The organism is Pseudomonas sp. PSB11, from assembly GCF_014596605.1.
In the GTDB taxonomy this organism is placed as follows: domain Bacteria; phylum Pseudomonadota; class Gammaproteobacteria; order Pseudomonadales; family Pseudomonadaceae; genus Aquipseudomonas; species Aquipseudomonas umsongensis.
Window position 1 is genome coordinate 39858 of record NZ_NOIO01000010.1, and the last position, 20628, is coordinate 60485.

The window sequence follows — 20628 nt, forward strand, 5'->3', positions numbered from 1 at the left end:
CCGCTGCAGGGCCGACACCCTGTCAAAGCCTTGCGGATTATATAAGCCATGCGTAATAACCAGCCCATTACACAACGCGAACGGACCTTCCCGGCTCAGCAACGGTTGATCTCCACCACAGATGCCAAGGGCATGATCACCTACTGCAACGACGATTTCGTCGAGATCAGCGGGTTTTCGCGTGAGGAATTGATCCGTGCGCCGCATAACCTGGTGCGTCACCCCGACGTTCCCGCTGCGGTCTTCGCGCATATGTGGGGCACACTTAAACAAGGCTTGCCATGGATGGGCATTGTCAAGAATCGCTGCAAGAACGGTGACCACTACTGGGTTAACGCCTATGTGACGCCGATCTTCGAAGGCAATCAGGTGATCGGTTACGAGTCGGTGCGGGTCAAGCCCACCGCCGAACAGATTCGCCGCGCCGAAGCGCTCTATCAACGCATCAACCAGGGCAAGTCGGCCGTTCCTTCTTCGGATAAATGGATGCCGGTCCTGCAGGACTGGTTGCCGTTCATTCTGGTCAGCCAGTTGAGCTTCATGATCGGTGCGACCTTGAACTCGCAGTGGGGCTTTGCCCTGGCGGCCGCTCTTTCGGTGCCACTGGGCCTTTTGGGCCTGGGCTGGCAGCAACGCGGCATCAAGCGTTTGCTGCGCCTGGCCGAGCAGACCACGTCCGACCCGCTGATCGCGCAGATGTACACCGACAGCCGCGGTGCCCAGGCACGCCTGGAAATGTCGATCCTCAGCCAGGAAGCCCGCCTGAAAACCTGCCTGACCCGACTGCAGGATACCGCCGAGCACCTGACCGACCAGGCGAAGCAATCCGACGCCCTGGCGCACAACAGCTCCACCGGCCTGGAACGCCAGCGCGTCGAGACCGAACAGGTGGCCACCGCCGTCAACCAGATGGCTGCCACCACCCAGGAAGTCGCCAGCCACGTACAGCGCACCGCCGACGCCACCCAGGAGGCCAACCGCCTGACCGGTCGAGGCCGCGACATCGCCGGGGAAACCCGCGAAGCCATTCAGCGCCTGTCGGTGGTGGTGGGCGAGACCGGCCTGACCGTGACCCAGCTGGCCAAGGACAGCAACGAAATCGGCGGCGTGGTCGATGTGATCAAAGGCATCGCCGACCAGACCAACCTGTTGGCACTGAACGCAGCCATCGAAGCGGCGCGCGCCGGCGAGATGGGGCGTGGCTTTGCGGTAGTGGCCGACGAAGTTCGCCAACTGGCCCAACGCACCAGCGAATCCACCGGGCAGATCCACGCCCTGATCGCCAAGCTCCAGCAAACCGCGGGCACCGCGGTGCAGACCATGGAAGCCGGGCATCGCCAGGCGGAAGAAGGTGTGGCGCGAGTGCTGGAAGCGGACCAGGCCCTGGTGGGGATTAGCGAAGCGGTGGCCAACATCACCGACATGACCACCCAGATCGCCGCCGCGACCGAAGAGCAAAGCGCCGTGGCCGAAGAAATCAGCCGCAACATCAGCAACATTTCGGCACTGGCGGACCAGACCTCGGAACAGGCGCAGAACTCGGCATTGCTGAGTGAAGAGCTGACCAAGACGGCGAATACCCAGTATTCGCTGGTGGAGCGGTTTAACCGCTGATTGATGCAGGCAAAACGAAACCCGGACAGCGAAGGCTTCCGGGTTTTTTATTGCCCATCTGAAATTGATGTCGCCAGTCAGGGCTGCTGGCGACGATATCCAGACTACACACCTATAGGCACCTGCCTACAAATTTGCCAGAAGCCGCCGACTTGTCCGTCTTGGAGCCGAACTCTATCGTTTGCCGGTAAAAATTTAATCACATAAGCTGGTCAGTATGAACACACACCCTTCGGAGGCTCCGATGGCCACCACCAAAAAGGACAAACCCAACAAAAAGGCTGTCCGCGATGAACTGACATTCCTTGATGTTCGGCAAGCCGCGCGTGATGGTCAGAAAGCGTTCGATCAATTTGTGATCACTGGCAGGCTACCTATTACAAAGTAGGCCTGGATGCCAGCCGTCAAAATCTCTGCGCTTTTCGAACAAATACGCAACTGGCAGAACTTCGCCGCACACTTTTACAACTACAAAGTGTGCGGCGAACTGCCTGCAATTTTCGGACGGGACGAACGACTCGACCTGAACGATATGCATCACATCCACTTGGCGAGCACTCAAGCGATTCAAACGCGATGGGCGAAAATCGCCCGCCAGTATTACCGCACAGCATTGGTCAATGACCCTGACAATGACTTTTGGCTTATCTATGCCTATGACGCCTTTCGGGACGAGTACCTTTTGCTTACAGTCACTGGCCCGGACGCCCATAACTGCAGTGAGTGGGGTTCATTTCTGCGCTCGGTGCATTACGAGATTGTTGAGCCTTGGGTGATGGGAAAAGTCATTTTTCCCGATCTGGACGATCTTTTGATTTGAAGAGGTCGTCACTGCAGCAATAGATCACTGCAGAAACGCAGCCACCCTACTCGCCGCAGCCGCCAAATGCTGATCATGCGTAAACCCCGAAGCCTTCAACGGCTTCAAATCATGATCCCCCGCCACCAGCCAGAACACCTCGATACTCGGTGACAGCGCGTAGCCCTCCACCGCCTCGCGATTGCCCAATGCATCCCGCTCGCCCTGCACGATCAACGTGCGTGTCTTCAACGCCGCCAGGTGCTCCACCCGCGGTTTTTCCGGTTTACCCACGGCATAAAACGGATAACCCAGGCACACCAACGCATCGGCACCCAACTCATCGGCGAGCATGCTGGCGACCCGCCCGCCCATGGACTTGCCGCCAATGGCCAGCGGCCCAGTGACATGGCGTCGCACCAGGGCATACACCTCGCGCCAGCACTCCAGCAGCCTTGGCATCGGATTGGGCGGGCGCTTGCTGCCGTCGACACGCCGCTGCGCCATGTACGGAAACTCAAAGCGCAATACGTTGACGCCTTGTGCCACAAGGCGTGCAGTGATGTCGTTCATCCAGTCGCTGTCCATTGGCGCTCCAGCGCCGTGGGCCAGGACCAGGGTGGCCGAGGCCTTGCCCGAAGCCGCATCCCACAACCATCCCTGTTCGCGCACGCACTGCGCCCATTGATCCCCGTCAATACCGGCCGTGTGCTGTTTGTCCATGCTTGCCTCGCTTTTAGTCTGCCTATAACTCCAGGCGCAGGGTGCACCGTTTGTGCAGCCGGCGGCTGAACCGTGGATGGGGAACCATGAACACTTCTATCAGTACCGCCTACAACTACAAGGTGGTCCGCCAATTCGCCATTATGACGGTGGTGTGGGGCATCGTCGGCATGGGGCTCGGGGTTTTTCTCGCTGCCCAGTTGGTCTGGCCCGAACTCAACTTCAATTTGCCCTGGACCAGCTTCGGCCGCCTGCGCCCGCTGCACACCAACGCGGTGATTTTCGCGTTCGGTGGCTGCGCCTTGTTCGCCAGTTCGTTCTATTCGGTACAACGCACCTGCCAGACGCAATTATTCGCGCCGAAAATAGCTGCGTTCTGCTTCTGGGGCTGGCAGCTGGTGATTGTCCTGGCGGCCATCAGCCTGCCGCTGGGCTACACCAGCTCCAAGGAATACGCCGAGCTGGAATGGCCGATCGACATCCTGATCACGATCGTCTGGGTCGCCTACGCCGTGGTGTTCTTCGGCACGGTGATGCAGCGCAAGACCAAGCACATCTATGTCGGTAACTGGTTCTTCGGCGGATTCATCATCACCGTGGCGATCCTGCACATCGTCAACAATATGGAACTGCCCGTCAGCTTCACCAAGTCCTACTCGCTGTATTCCGGCGCCACCGATGCGATGGTGCAATGGTGGTACGGCCACAACGCCGTAGGCTTTTTCCTCACCGCCGGCTTCCTCGGGATGATGTATTACTTCGTGCCAAAACAGGCCGAGCGCCCGGTGTATTCCTATCGCCTGTCGATCGTGCACTTCTGGGCGCTGATCACCCTGTACATCTGGGCCGGCCCCCACCACTTGCACTACACCGCCTTGCCGGACTGGGCGCAGTCGCTGGGCATGGTGATGTCGCTGATCCTGCTGGCGCCCAGCTGGGGCGGCATGATCAACGGCATGATGACGCTCTCCGGGGCCTGGCATAAGTTGCGCAGCGATCCGATCCTGCGCTTCCTCGTGGTATCGCTGGCGTTCTACGGCATGTCGACCTTCGAAGGGCCGATGATGGCGATCAAGACGGTCAACGCCCTCTCCCACTACACCGACTGGACCATCGGCCACGTGCACGCCGGAGCGCTCGGCTGGGTGGCGATGATTTCCATCGGCGCGCTGTACCACATGATCCCCAAAGTCTTCGGCCGCGAGCAGATGCACAGCATCGGCCTGATCAACGCGCACTTCTGGCTCGCCACCATCGGCACTGTGCTGTACATCGCCTCGATGTGGGTCAACGGCATCGCCCAGGGCCTGATGTGGCGCGCGGTGAACGAAGACGGCACGCTGACCTACTCCTTCGTCGAAACCCTGGTGGCCAGCCATCCGGGCTTCGTCGTGCGGCTGGCAGGCGGGGCGATCTTCCTGAGTGGCATGTTGCTGATGGCCTACAACACCTGGCGCACCGTGCGGGCCTCGCAGCCTGCCGACGCCGTCGCTGCCGCGCAGATGGCCTGAGGAGTCCGCGATGAAACACGAAACAATCGAGAAAAACGTCGGCCTGCTGATGCTGCTGATGGTGTTGGCCGTGAGCATTGGCGGCCTGACCCAGATCGTCCCGTTGTTCTTCCAGGACGTGACCAACAAACCGGTGGAAGGCATGAAACCCTACACCGCACTGCAACTGGAAGGCCGCGACATCTATATCCGCGAAGGCTGCGTGGGTTGCCATTCGCAGATGATCCGCCCGTTTCGCGCCGAGACCGAACGCTACGGGCACTACTCGGTGGCCGGTGAAAGCGTTTGGGATCACCCGTTCCTCTGGGGCTCGAAACGCACCGGCCCGGACCTGGCGCGGGTCGGCGCGCGCTACTCCGATGACTGGCACCGCGCGCACTTGTACAACCCGCGCAACGTGGTACCGGAATCGAAGATGCCGGCGTACCCGTGGCTGGTGGCCAACGCGGTCGACAGCGGCCACACCGAAACCAAGCTGCGCGCCATGCGCGCCCTCGGCGTGCCCTACACCGACGAGGACATCGCGGGCAGCGTCGAGTCGCTCAAGGGCAAGTCGGAGATGGACGCGCTGGTCGCCTACCTGCAAGTGCTCGGCACTGCGATCAAGAGCAAGAGGTGAGTCATGGTCGTTGAAATGAGTACTGGAATGATCCGCGGCCTGGGCACCGTCGTGGTGTTCGTGGCTTTCGTCGGCCTGACGCTGTGGGTGTTCAACGCCAAGCGCAGCGCGCAATTCGCAGAAGCGCGCCTGCTGCCGTTCGCCGACGACCCGCAAGCCGAGACCCCCGAAGAATCCGCCACAAGGAGCACCCGGCCATGACCACTTTCTGGAGTACGTGGATCTGCGTACTGACCATCGGCAGCCTGATCGGCCTGACCTGGCTGCTGATCGGCACCCGCAAGGGCGAAACCAAGGGCAGCGTCGACCAGACCATGGGCCACAGCTTCGACGGCATCGAGGAGTATGACAACCCGTTGCCGCAATGGTGGTTCATGCTGTTCGCCGGCACCCTGGTGTTTGCCGTCGGCTACCTGATCCTCTATCCCGGCCTGGGTAACTGGAAAGGCATCCTGCCCGGCTACGCCAACGGCTGGACCGGCGTGCACGAGTGGGAAAAGGAAATGGACAGGGCCGACGCCCGGTTCGGACCGATCTTCGCCAAATTCGCCGCCATGCCCGTGGAAGAAGTGGCCAAGGACCCGCAAGCGCTGAAAATGGGTGGGCGCCTGTTCGCCTCAAACTGCTCGGTGTGCCACGGCTCGGATGCCAAGGGCGCGTTCGGCTTCCCCAACCTGGCGGACAGTGACTGGCGCTGGGGCGGCGACGCCGACACCATCAAGGCCACCATCCTCGGTGGGCGCATGGCGGCGATGCCCGCCTGGGGTGAAATCCTCGGCGAAGCAGGGGTGAAAAACGTTGCGGCCTATGTACGCCACGAACTGGCCGGGCTGCCATTGCCAGCGGACGACAAGGCCGACCTGCAAGCCGGACAGCAAGCCTTCAGCACCACCTGTACCGCCTGTCACGGGGCAAACGGCCAGGGCACCGCAGCCATGGGCGCGCCGAACCTGACGCACCCGGCCGGGTTCATTTATGGCACCAGCCTGACTCAGCTCGAACAGACCATTCGCCACGGTCGCCAGGGGCACATGCCGGCGCAGAATGAGTTACTGGGCAATGATAAAGTGCAACTGCTCGCGGCTTATGTGTACAGCCTTTCGAAAGGGAATGAGCCGTTGAGCGGCAAGCTCCAAGCAACAAGCGAAAAGTAAAAACAAGAAGCTGCAAGCGACGAGATCACTCTTGAAGCTTGCAGCTTCAAGCTCCAGGCTGCTTCCTTTTGTCACACCCTTCCCGAGTCCTCCTTTCGAATCCCCGCATTCGGGTCTACGCTTGATCGATGCGGACTGGCCCGTGCCGGTTCCAGGTCATCCTTGCGCGAGGTGCTCGCCCCCGTCGACTGACTGACAGGCCGCAAACGCTGGTAGATACCGGCTGTCGAGCCAAATACCGTCGGTCGCCGACCAGGCCTTTTCAACACACCTTGTTACAAGCGATCTGAACCCCCTCGCTTTTTCCGTTCACTGCGACATTTTGTCCGAGGCCATTTTTGTCCTTACGCGGCGCATGGAAAGGCCGCAGAATCAGCATTTGAACGCATTGACCCAGGTCATGGCGCGTTGCAATGACCCCCTGCTTTCTCCATACTTGCGGCCGATTTTTAATCCTAATAAAACACCCAAACCGTGGAACCTTAGAATGAGCACAGCAATCAGTCCGACTGCTTATAACTATAAGGTAGTCCGCCAGTTCGCCATCATGACGGTGGTCTGGGGGATCCTTGGCATGGGGCTCGGTGTCTTCATCGCCTCGCAACTGGTCTGGCCGGAGTTGAACTTCGGCCTGCCGTGGACGAGCTTTGGACGCCTGCGCCCGTTGCACACCAACCTGGTGATTTTCGCCTTCGGTGGTTGTGCACTGTTTGCCACTTCCTATTACGTCGTGCAGCGAACCTGCCAAACGCGACTGATTTCCGACAGCCTCGCGGCCTTCACCTTCTGGGGTTGGCAAGCGGTGATCGTCGGCGCCATCGTTACCTTGCCGCTGGGTTACACCACCACCAAGGAATACGCTGAGCTGGAATGGCCGCTGGCTATTCTGCTGGCCATTGTCTGGGTTACCTACGGGCTGGTGTTCTTCGGCACCATCACCAAGCGCAAGACCAAGCACATCTATGTGGGCAACTGGTTCTACGGTGCCTTCATCGTCGTGACCGCGATGCTGCACATCGTCAACCACATGTCGCTGCCGGTCAGCCTGTTCAAGTCCTACTCGGCCTACTCGGGCGCGACCGACGCGATGATCCAGTGGTGGTACGGCCACAACGCCGTAGGTTTCTTCCTGACCACCGGTTTCCTGGGGATGATGTACTACTTCGTGCCGAAACAGGCCGAGCGTCCGATCTACTCCTATCGCCTGTCCATCGTGCACTTCTGGGCGCTGATCACCCTGTACATCTGGGCCGGTCCACACCACCTGCACTACACCGCACTGCCGGACTGGGCCCAATCGCTGGGCATGGCCATGTCGATCATCCTGCTGGCGCCAAGCTGGGGCGGCATGATCAACGGCATGATGACCCTGTCGGGCGCCTGGCATAAGCTGCGTACCGACCCGATCCTGCGCTTTTTGGTGGTGTCCCTGGCGTTCTACGGCATGTCGACCTTCGAAGGCCCGATGATGGCCATCAAGACCGTCAACTCGCTGTCGCACTACACCGACTGGACCATCGGCCACGTACACGCCGGCGCACTCGGCTGGGTAGCAATGATCTCGATCGGCGCGATCTACCACATGATCCCGAAACTGTTCGGTCGCGCGCAGATGCACAGCATCGGCCTGATCAACACGCACTTCTGGCTCGCGACCATCGGTACCGTGCTGTACATCGCCTCGATGTGGGTCAACGGCATTACCCAGGGCCTGATGTGGCGTGCAATCAACGACGACGGCACCCTCACCTACTCGTTCGTCGAGGCGCTGCAAGCCAGCCACCCTGGCTTCATCGTTCGCGCCCTGGGCGGTGCGTTCTTTGCCACGGGCATGCTGTTCATGGCCTACAACGTATGGCGTACCGTACGTGCCTCGCACCCGGCAGAGGCTAAAGCTGCCGAACAGATCGTTGTAGTTGGAGCTCACTGATGAAGCATGAAGCAGTCGAGAAGAATATTGGCCTGCTGGCCTTCTTCATGGTTATCGCCGTCAGTGTCGGCGGCCTGACCCAGATCGTTCCGCTGTTTTTCCAGGATGTCACCAACAAGCCGGTCGAGGGCATGAAGCCCCGCCCTGCCCTTGAACTGGAAGGCCGGGATGTCTACATCGCCAACGGTTGTGTCAGCTGCCACTCGCAGATGATCCGCCCGTTCCGTGCTGAAACCGAACGTTACGGCCACTACTCGGTCGCCGGCGAGAGCGTGTGGGACCACCCGTTCCTGTGGGGTTCCAAGCGTACCGGTCCGGACCTGGCTCGTGTCGGCGGTCGTTACTCCGATGACTGGCAGCGTGCGCACTTGTACAACCCGCGCAACGTGGTGCCTGAGTCGAAAATGCCGGCCTACCCGTTCCTCGTGGAAAACAAGCTCGACGGCAAGGACACCGCCAAGAAAATGGAAGTCTTGCGCGCGCTCGGCGTCCCTTACACCGACGAAGACATCGCCGGTGCCAAGGATGCCGTGAAGGGCAAAACCGAAATGGACGCGCTGGTGGCCTATCTGCAAGGCCTGGGCACCATCATCAAAAGCAAACGGTGATCTAAATGGATATCGGGATGATTCGTGGCCTGGGCACCGTTGTCGTGATGGTGGCCTTCATCGGTCTGGCGTTGTGGGTGTTCAGTCCCAAGCGCAAGTCGGAGTTCGAAGACGCGACCTTGCTGCCTTTTGCGGATGATCCCGAAGCCATCAAGCACGTCGAGCAAGCTTCTAGGAGTAACAAAGAATGACTACATTCTGGAGTCTGTATGTCACAGTCCTCAGTCTCGGTACGATCTTTTCCCTGACCTGGCTGCTGCTGTCGACCCGTAAGGGCCAGCGCACCGAGGCGACCGAAGAGACGGTTGGCCACTCCTTCGACGGGATCGAGGAGTACGACAACCCCCTGCCGAAATGGTGGTTCATGCTGTTTGTGGGCACCATCATCTTCGCCTTGGGTTACCTGGTGCTGTACCCGGGCCTGGGCAACTGGAAAGGCCTGCTGCCAGGCTACAACTACCTCGATAACGAAAAGCAGACCGCGTTCGCCAACGGCCAGACCGGCTGGACCGGCGTTCACGAGTGGGAAAAGGAAATGGCTCGCTCGGACGCCAAGTTCGGTCCGATCTTCGCCAAGTTCGCGTCCATGCCGATCGAAGAAGTCGCCAAGGACCCACAAGCGCTGAAAATGGGCGGCCGCCTGTTTGCCTCCAACTGCTCGGTCTGCCACGGCTCCGACGCCAAGGGTGCCTACGGCTTCCCTAACCTCACCGACGCCGACTGGCGCTGGGGCGGCGAAGCGGAAACCATCAAGACCACCATCATGGGCGGTCGCCACGCGGTGATGCCGGCGTGGGCTGAAGTGATCGGCGAGCAAGGCGTTGCGGACGTTGCCGCTTTCGTCCTGACCAACCTCGATGGCCGCAAGCTGCCGGAAGGCGCCAAGGCTGACCCGGTTGCCGGCGGCAAGTTGTTCGCGGCCAACTGCGTGGCTTGCCACGGTCCGGAAGGTAAAGGTACCCCAGCGATGGGCGCACCTAACCTGACTCACCCGGCCGCGTTCATCTACGGTTCGAGCTTTGCGCAACTGCAGCAGACCATCCGTTACGGCCGCCAGGGCCAGATGCCTGCCCAGGAACAGCTGCAAGGTAACGACAAGGTTCACCTGCTGGCCGCTTACGTCTACAGCCTGTCGCATGGCGACAAGGCTCCGGTGGCAGACGCCCAGTAAGGCATTCGCCTGATGCAGTAACGAACGGCCCCGCCAATGAGAATTGGCGGGGCCGTTTTGTCATGGGCGCCCCGTTCACGAACTGAAACCAATATTCGATAGGCTTGCAGACCGCACGGGGGTAACGTCGAGTGACCTGGCCGCCGGCAGGAAGCCGGTTTGCCAGGACAAGGAAGATTTCATCATTGAACAAGGAATGATCCCATGTCTGATCAAGAACACCGTGATCCCTGTAACAGCCCGGTACCCTCCGAGCCTGTGAAAGAGGAAATCGTCGCGCGCGTCGAGTCTGCCATCACCGAGCGCGAACCCACCGAAAAACCTCAACCCGAGGCCACCACGCCGCGTCGGCGCAGCTTTGCCGCTACCGACAGGAAAAAAGGCAGCGGTGGTCTCGACAGCCTGGGCAAGGGTAACCTGCCCTAGGCCATGAAGCCCCGAGCGCAGCGGACAGCCGCTGCGCTCTCAGGGTTGCCCCACCCTACGGGCGGGCCAGCAACCTCCGTGAGCTATAGTCAATTGACCTGCATCATGTTTTGTTACATTCGCTACACCATTCGGGTTTTTTCCCCAACGCGACCAAAGGTCGCACCCTTGAGCTAGAGCGACAGGCGTATCATTGCGCCACTGCAACACCTCTTTTTGACCGCGGTCGGCATGTACTGACCGAGGCATTTTTCCACTGCCGTGGGATGCAACGATGAGCAATCAGATTCCGGTACACGATGTCACCCCGCCCGCCAAGAACGGGGGCAACAGCGTCGACCTCTATGCCTCCAGGGAGAAAATCTACACCCGTGCCTTCACCGGCCTGTTTCGCAATTTGCGCATGGCAGGCGGCGCTTTCCTGTTCCTGTTGTATTTCGGCACGGTGTGGCTCAACTGGGGCGGGCACCAGGCCGTGTGGTGGAATTTGCCTGAGCGCAAGTTCTTCATCTTCGGGGCCACCTTCTGGCCTCAGGATTTCATCCTGCTGTCCGGCATGCTGATCATTGCCGCCTTCGGCCTGTTCTTCATCACCGTGTACGCCGGCCGGGTCTGGTGCGGCTACACCTGCCCGCAAAGCGTCTGGACCTGGATCTTCATGTGGTGCGAGAAGATCACCGAAGGCGATCGTAACCAGCGCATCAAACTCGACAAGGCGCCGATGAGCGCCAACAAGTTCCTGCGCAAATTCAGCAAGCACAGCCTGTGGCTGTTGATCGGTTTCGTCACCGGCATGACCTTCGTCGGCTACTTCACGCCGATTCGCGAACTGGTGATCGAGTTCTTCACCGGTGAAGCCGACGGCTGGTCGTATTTCTGGGTCGGTTTCTTCACGCTCGCCACCTACGGCAACGCCGGCTGGCTGCGTGAGCAGGTGTGCATCTACATGTGCCCGTACGCACGCTTCCAGAGCGTGATGTTCGACAAGGACACCCTGATCGTCTCCTACGACCCGCGCCGGGGCGAAAGCCGTGGCCCGCGCAAGAAAGGCATCGACTACAAGGCCCAGGGCCTGGGTGACTGCATCGATTGCACCATGTGTGTCCAGGTCTGCCCGACCGGCATCGACATCCGCGACGGCCTGCAGATCGAGTGCATCGGCTGCGCGGCGTGCATCGATGCCTGCGACGCCATCATGGACAAGATGGAATACCCGCGCGGCCTGATCAGCTACACCACCGAGCACAACCTGTCCGGGCAGAAAACCCATAAACTGCGCCCGCGCCTGATCGGCTATGCCGTGGTGCTGATGGCGATGATCGGGGTGCTGGTGACCGCGTTCTTCATGCGCTCGCTGGTCGGCTTCGACGTCAGCAAGGACCGTGTGCTGTACCGTGAGAACGCCGAAGGCCGGATCGAGAACGTCTACAGCCTGAAGGTAATGAACAAGGACCAGCGCGACCACACTTACTTGCTCGAGGCCGCCGGCCTGCCGGACCTCAAGCTGCAGGGCCGGCGCGAGATCAAGGTTGCGGCCGGCGACATCGTCAGCCAGCCGGTCGAACTGTCGGTGGCCCCGGAACAATTGCCATCGAGCACCAACGAGGTGAAATTCATCCTCAAGGACGCCGATGACGCCAGTATCCACGTTGAAGCCAAGAGCCGATTCATCGGCCCACAAAATCGTTGAGAGAAGTGATCATGCCCGCAGCAACTGCCGCAAGCCCCTGGTACAAGCACCTTTGGCCGTGGATCATCATCGGGATCCTGGCCTGCTCGGTGACCCTGACCTTGTCCATGGTGACCATCGCGGTGAAGAACCCGGACAACCTGGTCAACGACAATTACTACGAGGCCGGCAAGGGCATCAACCGCTCCCTGGACCGTGAACTGCTGGCGCAAACCCTGCAGATGCGCGCCAGCATTCACCTGGATGACGTGACCGGTGAAGTCGACCTGCGCCTGAGCGGCAAGAGCCAGCCTGCGACGCTTGAGCTGAACCTGATCTCGCCGACGCAACCGGAGAAGGATCGCAAGATCACCCTCACCCGCAGCGACACCGAGCAGGGCCGCTATATCGGCCAACTGAGCGACAAGATCGAAGGCCGCCGCTTTATCGAACTGCTCGGCACCCAGGATGACCACATCTGGCGCATGTTCGAGGAAGAATTGGTCAACCATGACAAGGAATTGCTGCTCGGTGATGAACCGTTGCAAGGCGCGGAAGACCTGAAAAAATAATCCTTACCTGATCGTCCCCACGCTCTGTGTGGGGACGCAGCCAGGGACGCTCCGCGTTCCAGCCGAAGCGGACGCGGAGCGTCCGGGGAGGCATTCCCACGCGGAGCGTGGGAACGATCATCGGACAACACCTCATGACCACCACCCCAACCCCCTGCTACCACTGCGCCCTGCCCGTCCCCAGCGGCAGCCGCTTCACCGCCGTCGTGCTCGGGGAGACGCGGGAATTCTGCTGCCCGGGATGCCAGGCGGTGGCCGAGGCCATTGTCGCAGGTGGCTTGCAAAGCTATTACCAGCATCGCAGCGAAGCCTCGGCCAACCCCGAGGCGCTGCCGGTGCAACTGGTCGATGAATTGGCGCTATACGATCGCGCCGACGTGCAGCAGCCCTTCGTTCGCCACGAAGGCGATTTGGCCGAAACCACGCTCCTGATGGAAGGCATCAGTTGCGCTGCCTGCGGCTGGCTGATCGAGAAACACCTGCGCACCTTGCCGGCCGTTGCCGAAGCGCGCCTGAACCTGTCCAACCATCGCTTGCACGTGCGCTGGGCCGACGGGCAATTACCGCTGAGCCGGGTGCTCGCCGAATTGCGCCACATCGGTTACGCCGCCCACCCTTATCAAGCCGATCGCGCCAGCGAACAACTGGCCAGCGAAAATCGCCTGGCCCTGCGCCAGCTTGGCGTGGCCGGGCTGTTGTGGTTCCAGGCGATGATGGCGACCATGGCCACATGGCCGGAATTCAACATCGACCTCAGCCCCGAGCTGCACGCCATTCTGCGCTGGGTCGCGCTGTTCCTCACCACACCGATCGTGTTCTACAGCTGTGCGCCGTTCTTCAAGGGCGCCATGCGCGACCTGCGCACTCGGCACCTGACCATGGACGTATCGGTGTCGCTGGCCATTGGCAGTGCCTACATCGCCGGGATCTGGACCTCGATCACCGGGGTCGGCGAGCTGTATTTCGACGCCGTGGGCATGTTCGCCCTGTTTCTGCTGGCCGGGCGCTACCTGGAACGGCGAGCCCGGGAACGCACCGCCGCCGCAACCGCGCAGCTGGTCAATCTGCTCCCGGCCTCCTGCCTGCGCCTGAGCGCCGACGGCCAGAGCGAGCGCATCCTGCTCAGTGAACTGCGTGTAGGCGATCAAGTGCTGGTGCATCCGGGGGCGATCCTCCCGGCCGACGGCAAAATCCTAGACGGTCAGTCGAGCATCGACGAATCGCTGCTGACCGGCGAATACCTGCCGCAGCCACGCACCCCGGGCGATGCCGTTACCGCCGGCACCCTGAATGTGGAAGGCCCGTTGACCGTCGAAGTCCTGGCCCTCGGTCATGACACCCGCCTCTCGGCCATCGTGCGCCTGCTCGATCGCGCCCAGGCGGAAAAACCGCGGCTGGCGGAAATCGCCGACCGTGCCGCGCAATGGTTCCTGTTGCTGACACTGATCGCCTGCGCCTGTATCGGACTGTTGTGGTGGGAGCTGGACCCGTCTCGCGCCTTCTGGATCGTGCTGGCGATGCTGGTCGCGACCTGCCCGTGCGCCCTGTCCCTGGCCACGCCGACCGCATTGACCGCCGCCACCGGCACCTTGCACAAGCTGGGTTTGTTGCTGACCCGCGGTCACGTGCTCGAAGGCCTGAACCAGATCGACACGGTGATTTTCGACAAGACCGGCACCCTCACCGAAGGCCGCCTGGCGCTGCGTTCGATCCGCCCCCTCGGCGCGCTTGCCAGCGATCAGTGCCTGAGTCTCGCCGCCGCACTGGAGAACCGCTCAGAACACCCGATTGCCCGTGCTTTTGGTCGCGCGCCGGTGCCCGCCGAAGAGGTTCACAGCACGCCTGGGCTGGGCCTCGAAGGACGGGTGGGCGAGCAACGCCTGCGCATCGGCCAACCCGGTTTTGTCTGCGCACTCAGCGGCGCCACGGTGCCCTCCATACCGGAGGAAGCCGGGCAATGGCTGCTGCTAGGCGATAGCCAGGGCCCACTGGCGTGGCTGGCTCTCGACGACCGTTTGCGCGCCGATGCTCCCGATCTGCTCGCTGCCTGCAAGGCCCGTGGCTGGCGCACCCTGTTGCTGTCGGGCGACAGCTCGCCGATGGTCGCCAGTGTCGCGGCCGAACTGGGCATCGATGAAGCCCGTGGCGGCTTGCGTCCGGACGACAAGCTGCAAGTCCTGCAGCAACTGCACAAGGAAGGTCGCAAGGTGTTGATGCTCGGAGACGGGGTCAACGATGTGCCGGTACTGGCCGCCGCCGACATCAGCGTGGCCATGGGCTCGGCCACTGACCTGGCGAAAACCAGCGCCGACGCGGTACTCCTGTCCAACCGCCTCGATGCCCTGGTGCAAGCGTTCAACCTGGCGCGCCGCACCCGTCGGGTGATCATCGAGAATTTGCTGTGGGCCGCGCTGTACAATGGACTCATGTTGCCGTTCGCCGCCCTCGGCTGGATCACTCCGGTATGGGCCGCCGTCGGCATGTCGCTCAGTTCGTTGACCGTGGTGCTCAACGCCCTGCGCCTGACTCGCCTGCCGAGCGCGCCGGTTGCCCGCTCCACGCCAGAAACCCGCCCGCTGCCGGCCTGAGCCGCACGGGCATGGAGTCCAGATGCCAGCTCTCTACGTGATGATTCCGGCCGCGCTGTTGATCGTGGCCATCGCTGTCTTCATCTTCTTCTGGGCCGTCGACAGCGGTCAGTACGACGACCTCGACGGCCCGGCCCACAGCATCCTGTTTGACGACCAGGACCCGAACCACACTGCGGCGGTCGACGAGGCCAGCGGCCACCCGCCCAAACCCGACGACAAGGCGCCGCCCCATGCTTGATTTGGCGCCGCTGCTGGTATCGGCGGTCATCCTCGGTCTGCTCGGTGGCGGTCATTGCCTGGGCATGTGCGGCGGCTTGATGGGCGCATTGACACTGGCCATCCCGAAGGAACAACGCAGTCGCCGCTTTCGCCTGCTGCTGGCCTACAACCTGGGGCGCATCCTCAGCTATGCCACCGCCGGCCTGCTGATCGGCCTGGCCGGCTGGGCGGTGGCCAACAGCCCGGCGGCGATGTTCATGCGCGTGCTCGCGGGCTTGCTGCTGATCGCCATGGGCCTGTACCTTGCCGGCTGGTGGAGCGGACTGACCCGCATCGAAAGCCTCGGTCGCGGCCTGTGGCGGCATATCCAGCCGGTCGCCAACCGACTGTTGCCAGTGTCGAGCCTGCCCCGGGCGTTGCTGCTGGGCGGGCTTTGGGGCTGGCTGCCTTGCGGGCTGGTCTACAGCACCCTGCTGTGGTCGGCCAGCCAAGGCAATGCGCTGGACAGCGCGTTGCTGATGCTGGCGTTCGGACTGGGCACCTGGCCGGTACTGCTCGCCACGGGACTGGCGGCCGAACGGGTGACGGCGTTGTTGCGCAAACGCAGCGTGCGCATGGCAGGCGGGTTGCTGGTGATGTTGTTCGGCATCTGGACCCTGCCGGGGCCGCATCAACATTGGCTCATGGGGCATTAAAAGCAAAAGATCGCAGCCTGCGGCAGCTCCTACAGGTGTTACGCAATTCCCCTGTAGGAGCTGCCGCAGGCTGCGATCTTTTGATCTTGATCCCCTTTGACGCAAATCAAGATCCCCAAACGCCCCATCCCCTAGACTCGCCAACACTGCCAGCCTATCCGGGGAATTGCCCGCATGATGCTCGACGCCATTCGTTGGGACACCGATCTGATCCGCCGTTATGACCTGGCGGGACCGCGCTATACCTCCTACCCGACCGCGGTGCAATTCCACAGCCAGATCAGCCCGTTCGACCTGCTGCATGCCCTGCGCGACAGCCGCAAGGCCGTGCGCCCGTTGTCGCTGTATGTGCACGTGCCGTTTTGCGCGAACATTTGCTACTACTGCGCCTGCAACAAGGTGATCACCAAGGATCGCGGCCGGGCGCTGCCTTACCTGCAGCGCCTGGAACAGGAAATCCAGCTGATCGCCTGCCACCTCGACCCCGCACAGAAAGTCGAGCAACTGCATTTTGGCGGCGGCACGCCGACCTTTCTCAGCCACGACGAACTGCGCCAGCTGATGGCGCACCTGCGCAAACATTTCAATCTGCTCGATGACGATAGCGGTGACTACGGCATCGAAATCGACCCTCGCGAAGCCGACTGGTCGACCATGGGCCTGCTGCGCGAACTGGGTTTCAATCGGGTCAGCATCGGCCTGCAGGACCTTGACCCGGCCGTACAGCGCGCGGTCAATCGCCTGCAGAGCCTGGAGGAAACCCGCGCAGTCATCGACGCCGCCCGGACACTGCAGTTTCGCTCGATCAACATCGACCTGATCTACGGGCTGCCCAAGCAGACCCCGGAAAACTTCGCCCGCACCGTCGACGAAGTCATCAACCTGCAACCGGACCGGCTCTCGGTGTTCAACTATGCGCACCTGCCGGAACGCTTCATGCCGCAACGGCGTATCAACAGTAACGAGTTACCGACGCCAGCACAAAAGCTGGAAATGCTGCAGCGCACCATCGAACAGTTGACCACTGCTGGCTACCGCTACATCGGCATGGACCACTTCGCGCTAGCCGACGATGAGCTGGCGATCGCCCAGGAAGAATCGACCCTGCAGCGCAACTTCCAGGGCTACACCACCCACGGGCATTGCGACTTGATAGGCCTCGGCGTGTCGGCAATCAGCCAGATCGGCGACCTGTACTGCCAAAACAACAGCGACCTCAACCAGTATCAGAACGCCTTGGCGTCGGCGCAGCTGGCCACCAGCCGCGGCCTGCTGTGCAATGCCGATGACCGCGTGCGGCGGGCGGTAATCCAGCAGTTGATCTGCAACTTGAGCCTCGAGCTCGTCCAGATCGAACGCGCCTTCAACATAGATTTTCAAGGCTATTTCGGCGAACTTTGGCCGCAATTGCAGGGCATGGCCAAAGATGGCCTGATTGAGCTGGACAGCGAACGCATCACTGTACTGCCGGCAGGTCGCTTGCTGGTTCGCTCGGTGTGCATGGTATTTGACGCCTACCTGGAACAACACAATCGCCAACGGTTCTCCCGAGTGATCTAGACCCTGCGACAAATCCGCCGTGCGCTGGCTTCAATGTCCTGCAGTGGGTTACCCTTACGTCTTATGTGTGTTTTCCCACAAGGATTGAAGAAATGTCCGAGCCAGTAAAACTGCGCGCTCACACTCAGGCCCACTGCAAGGATTGCAGCCTGGCCCCGCTGTGTTTGCCACTTTCTCTGAATCTGGAAGATATGGATGCGCTGGACAAAATCGTCAAACGAGGCCGCCCGCTGAAAAAGGGTGAGTTTCTGTTCCGCCAGGGCGACCAGTTCGACTCGGTTTACGCCGTGCGCTCCGGCGCCCTGAAAACCTTCAACCTGAGCGATGCCGGCGAAGAACAGCTCACTGGCTTCCATTTGCCGAGCGAACTGGTCGGGCTGTCGGGCATGGACACCGAAAAACACCCTGTGTCGGCGCAAGCGCTGGAAACCACCTCGGTGTGTGAAATCCCTTTCGAACGTCTCGACGAACTGGCCCTGCAACTGCCGCAGTTGCGCCGCCAGCTGATGCGCGTGATGAGCCGCGAGATCCGTGACGACCAGCAAATGATGTTGCTGCTGTCGAAAAAGACCGCCGACGAGCGCATCGCCACCTTCCTCGTCAATCTGTCGGCACGCTTCCGTGCCCGCGGCTTCTCGGCCAATCAGTTCCGCTTGAGCATGTCGCGCAACGAAATCGGCAATTACCTGGGCCTGGCGGTGGAAACCGTGTCGCGGGTGTTCACGCGCTTCCAACAGAACGAACTGATCGCCGCCGAGGGCAAGGAAATCCGCATCCTCGACCCGATCCAGCTGTGCGCCCTGGCCGGTGGCTCCCTCGAAGGCTGATTCGGTGGATCGCGGCTTAGCGAAACGGTTCAGCCGCCTTTATACTGTGTCGTTTGCAGCCTGCCAGGACACCTTCGATGGTCTTCGACTCCTTCGACATCAAATCCCTCATCCGCCCCGTGATCGACTTTCCGAAGCCCGGTGTGATCTTTCGCGACATCACCCCGCTCTTCCAGTCGCCCACGGCCCTGCGCCTGGTGATGGACAGCTTCGCCCACCGTTATGTCGAGGCGGACTTCACCCACATTGGCGCCATGGATGCCCGGGGTTTCCTGATCGGCTCAGTGCTGGCTTATCAGTTGAACAAGCCGCTGGTGCTGTTTCGCAAGCAAGGCAAGTTGCCGGCCGACGTCCTGGCAGAAGGCTATGCGACCGAGTACGGCGAAGCGTTTCTTGAAGTGCACGCCGACAGCCTGTGCGAAGGCGATTCGGTGGTGATGTTCGATGACCTGATCGCTACCGGCGGTACCCTGATTGCGGCGGCAAACCTGATTCGCCGCATGGGCGCGCGGGTGCATGAAGCGGCGGCGATTATCGACTTGCCCGAGCTGGGTGGGTCGCAGCGTTTGGAAGACATGGGGATTCCGACGTTTTGCCTGACGCAGTTTGCCCTTTCCGATAAATAATTATCGCCTGCCAGGGCCTCTTCGCGAGCAAGCCCGCTCCCACATTGAATCTGCGGCGTGCACAAAACCAATGTGGGAGCGGGCTTGCTCGCGAAGGCGTCGGATGCGGCACAGCAAAACTCAAAGCCCCATCTGCTTGCTGATGATCTCGTTCATCACTTCCCGCGTCCCGCCGCCAATCGACAGAATCCGGTTATCCCGGTACAGCCGCTCCACCAGGCTCTCACGCATGTAACCCTGGCCGCCGAGTATCTGCACGGCATCGTGGGTAATCCGGTCCGCCGTGTCCGTGGCAAAGTTCTTGGCCATGGAAATTTCCTTGATCACGCTCTTGCCCGCCGCCATTTTCGCCGCCTGCCGGTAGGTGAACTCCCGTGAGACTTCGAGGGCTGTGGCCATCTCCGCCAGGCGATGCTTGATCACCTGGAACTTGCCGATCGGCTTGCCAAAGGCTTCACGCTCACGCGCCCACTCAAGGCTCTCCTCCAGGGCAAGCTGCGCGGTCATGTTGGCCATCAAGGCCAGCGCCAGGCGTTCGTTCTGGAAATTGCCCATGATGCAGGCGAAACCCATGTTTTCGCCGCCGATCAGATTACCTACAGGCACTGGGCAATTGTCGAAGAACAATTCGGCCGTGTCCGACGCCCACCAGCCCATTTTCTTCAATTGCCGACTCACGGTGAAACCCGGGGTGCCCTTCTCGATCAACAACAGGCTGATGCCGGCGAAGCCCGGTTCACCGGTGCGCACCGCGACGGTGTAGTAGTCCGCCCGTACGCCGCTGGTGATGAAGGTTTTACTGCCGTTGACCCGGTAGACGTCGCCCTCACGCACGGCGCGGGTTTGCAGGTTGGCGACGTCGGAACCGCCGCCGGGCTCGGTGACGGCCAGGGCGCTGATTTTCTCGCCGGACAACACCTGCGGCACCACCCGATCACGCACGCAAGGCCTGGCCCACTTGACTATCGGCGGCAGGCCGATGTCCAGGGAGCCCAGCCCCGCCACCAGGCCACCCGAGCCACAGCGCATCAGCTCTTCGGTGGCGGCGATCTTGGCGAATACATCCCCTTCGTGACTGCCGCCCAGGCTTTGCGGGTAACCAATGCCGAGAATCCCCGCCGCACCGGCCTTCAGATAAAGCTCGCGGGGAAAGCTTTCGGCTTCTTCCCATTGGTCAATGTCCGGAAGAATCTCGCGCTGGACGAAGCGCCTGACGCTGTCGCGGACCATTTGGTGGCTGGGGTCGAAGTATTCCTCAAAGGCAGGCATGGGCGAGCTCCACTGAAGGGTTCAGCGAAGTTAACCGAGCGCTTG

General features: G+C 61.4%; 22 protein-coding genes. 20 read left to right on the plus strand and 2 right to left on the minus strand.

Translation table 11 applies throughout. From position 1 onward, the window contains the following. The first annotated feature begins 48 nt into the window (after window positions 1–48). From CGA21_RS14120 to CGA21_RS14130, 3 genes are all read left to right on the plus strand, one after another. Window positions 49–1614 (plus strand): methyl-accepting chemotaxis protein, encoded by a 1566-nt coding sequence (locus tag CGA21_RS14120; RefSeq protein ID WP_188264393.1) that lies wholly within the window; start codon window positions 49–51, stop codon window positions 1612–1614. 244 nt (window positions 1615–1858) lie between these two features. After that, window positions 1859–2002, plus strand: coding sequence for a hypothetical protein (locus CGA21_RS14125; RefSeq protein ID WP_177411524.1), 144 nt, complete (start codon window positions 1859–1861; stop codon window positions 2000–2002). A gap of 6 nt (window positions 2003–2008) precedes the next feature. Beyond that, complete coding sequence (locus tag CGA21_RS14130) at window positions 2009–2434, plus strand: type II toxin-antitoxin system YafO family toxin (protein WP_188264394.1); 426 nt, start codon at window positions 2009–2011, stop codon at window positions 2432–2434. A gap of 24 nt (window positions 2435–2458) precedes the next feature. Here CGA21_RS14130 and CGA21_RS14135 read toward each other — a convergent pair whose 3' ends face one another. After that, window positions 2459–3136 carry an alpha/beta fold hydrolase gene (locus CGA21_RS14135; RefSeq protein ID WP_110746469.1) on the minus strand — a complete coding sequence of 226 codons (678 nt, stop codon included), beginning with the start codon at window positions 3134–3136 and terminating at the stop codon, window positions 2459–2461. An 86-nt stretch (window positions 3137–3222) separates the two neighbouring features. On the opposite strand from CGA21_RS14135, the gene ccoN (CGA21_RS14140) reads away from it, so the two are divergent. The 17 genes from ccoN (CGA21_RS14140) (at window position 3223) to CGA21_RS14220 (ending at window position 19314) form a co-directional block, all read left to right on the plus strand. Further along, window positions 3223–4647, plus strand: coding sequence for a cytochrome-c oxidase, cbb3-type subunit I (gene ccoN, locus CGA21_RS14140; protein ID WP_110746468.1), 1425 nt, complete (start codon window positions 3223–3225; stop codon window positions 4645–4647). Between the two features lie 10 nt (window positions 4648–4657). Beyond that, window positions 4658–5266 carry a cytochrome-c oxidase, cbb3-type subunit II gene (gene ccoO / locus CGA21_RS14145; RefSeq protein ID WP_188264395.1) on the plus strand — a complete coding sequence of 203 codons (609 nt, stop codon included), beginning with the start codon at window positions 4658–4660 and terminating at the stop codon, window positions 5264–5266. A gap of 3 nt (window positions 5267–5269) precedes the next feature. Next, a complete protein-coding gene (locus tag CGA21_RS14150) occupies window positions 5270–5467 on the plus strand; it encodes a cbb3-type cytochrome oxidase subunit 3 (RefSeq protein ID WP_188264396.1) in 198 nt (65 codons plus the stop codon). After that, the gene (gene ccoP, locus CGA21_RS14155) at window positions 5464–6420 is read left to right on the plus strand and encodes a cytochrome-c oxidase, cbb3-type subunit III (protein ID WP_188264397.1); all 957 of its coding nucleotides are present in this window, start codon (window positions 5464–5466) and stop codon (window positions 6418–6420) included. The genes CGA21_RS14150 and ccoP (CGA21_RS14155) overlap by 4 nt, the downstream gene beginning before the upstream one ends. Before the next feature lie 487 nt (window positions 6421–6907). Next, the gene (gene ccoN, locus CGA21_RS14160; RefSeq protein WP_020800668.1) at window positions 6908–8350 is read left to right on the plus strand and encodes a cytochrome-c oxidase, cbb3-type subunit I; all 1443 of its coding nucleotides are present in this window, start codon (window positions 6908–6910) and stop codon (window positions 8348–8350) included. Further along, complete coding sequence (gene ccoO / locus CGA21_RS14165; protein ID WP_008057891.1) at window positions 8350–8958, plus strand: cytochrome-c oxidase, cbb3-type subunit II; 609 nt, start codon at window positions 8350–8352, stop codon at window positions 8956–8958. Before ccoN (CGA21_RS14160) ends, ccoO (CGA21_RS14165) begins: the two co-directional genes overlap by 1 nt. 5 nt (window positions 8959–8963) lie before the next feature. Further along, entirely contained in the window at window positions 8964–9149 is a 186-nt protein-coding gene (locus CGA21_RS14170; RefSeq protein ID WP_003175465.1) for a CcoQ/FixQ family Cbb3-type cytochrome c oxidase assembly chaperone, read from the plus strand. Continuing rightward, window positions 9146–10129, plus strand: coding sequence for a cytochrome-c oxidase, cbb3-type subunit III (gene ccoP, locus CGA21_RS14175; protein ID WP_188264398.1), 984 nt, complete (start codon window positions 9146–9148; stop codon window positions 10127–10129). The genes CGA21_RS14170 and ccoP (CGA21_RS14175) overlap by 4 nt, the downstream gene beginning before the upstream one ends. A gap of 204 nt (window positions 10130–10333) precedes the next feature. After that, window positions 10334–10555 carry a hypothetical protein gene (locus tag CGA21_RS14180; protein WP_188264399.1) on the plus strand — a complete coding sequence of 74 codons (222 nt, stop codon included), beginning with the start codon at window positions 10334–10336 and terminating at the stop codon, window positions 10553–10555. Window positions 10556–10829: 274 nt separating this feature from the next. Continuing rightward, the gene (gene ccoG, locus CGA21_RS14185) at window positions 10830–12245 is read left to right on the plus strand and encodes a cytochrome c oxidase accessory protein CcoG (protein ID WP_110746461.1); all 1416 of its coding nucleotides are present in this window, start codon (window positions 10830–10832) and stop codon (window positions 12243–12245) included. 11 nt (window positions 12246–12256) lie between these two features. Further along, window positions 12257–12796 (plus strand): FixH family protein, encoded by a 540-nt coding sequence (locus CGA21_RS14190; protein ID WP_188264400.1) that lies wholly within the window; start codon window positions 12257–12259, stop codon window positions 12794–12796. Window positions 12797–12930: 134 nt separating this feature from the next. Further along, window positions 12931–15384 carry a heavy metal translocating P-type ATPase gene (locus tag CGA21_RS14195; RefSeq protein ID WP_188264401.1) on the plus strand — a complete coding sequence of 818 codons (2454 nt, stop codon included), beginning with the start codon at window positions 12931–12933 and terminating at the stop codon, window positions 15382–15384. A 22-nt stretch (window positions 15385–15406) separates the two neighbouring features. Beyond that, complete coding sequence (gene ccoS, locus CGA21_RS14200; protein WP_188264402.1) at window positions 15407–15625, plus strand: cbb3-type cytochrome oxidase assembly protein CcoS; 219 nt, start codon at window positions 15407–15409, stop codon at window positions 15623–15625. After that, a complete protein-coding gene (locus tag CGA21_RS14205) occupies window positions 15618–16301 on the plus strand; it encodes a sulfite exporter TauE/SafE family protein (protein ID WP_020800662.1) in 684 nt (227 codons plus the stop codon). Before ccoS ends, CGA21_RS14205 begins: the two co-directional genes overlap by 8 nt. A 177-nt stretch (window positions 16302–16478) precedes the next feature. After that, window positions 16479–17861 carry an oxygen-independent coproporphyrinogen III oxidase gene (gene hemN, locus CGA21_RS14210; RefSeq protein ID WP_188264477.1) on the plus strand — a complete coding sequence of 461 codons (1383 nt, stop codon included), beginning with the start codon at window positions 16479–16481 and terminating at the stop codon, window positions 17859–17861. Between the two features lie 92 nt (window positions 17862–17953). Next, window positions 17954–18688, plus strand: coding sequence for a fumarate/nitrate reduction transcriptional regulator Fnr (fnr, locus tag CGA21_RS14215; RefSeq protein ID WP_188264403.1), 735 nt, complete (start codon window positions 17954–17956; stop codon window positions 18686–18688). A gap of 77 nt (window positions 18689–18765) precedes the next feature. Further along, window positions 18766–19314, plus strand: coding sequence for an adenine phosphoribosyltransferase (locus tag CGA21_RS14220; RefSeq protein ID WP_008057870.1), 549 nt, complete (start codon window positions 18766–18768; stop codon window positions 19312–19314). Window positions 19315–19434: 120 nt separating this feature from the next. Here CGA21_RS14220 and CGA21_RS14225 read toward each other — a convergent pair whose 3' ends face one another. Further along, window positions 19435–20583, minus strand: a complete 1149-nt coding sequence (locus CGA21_RS14225) for an acyl-CoA dehydrogenase family protein (RefSeq protein ID WP_188264404.1) — start codon at window positions 20581–20583, stop codon at window positions 19435–19437. Between the last annotated feature and the right edge of the window lie 45 nt (window positions 20584–20628).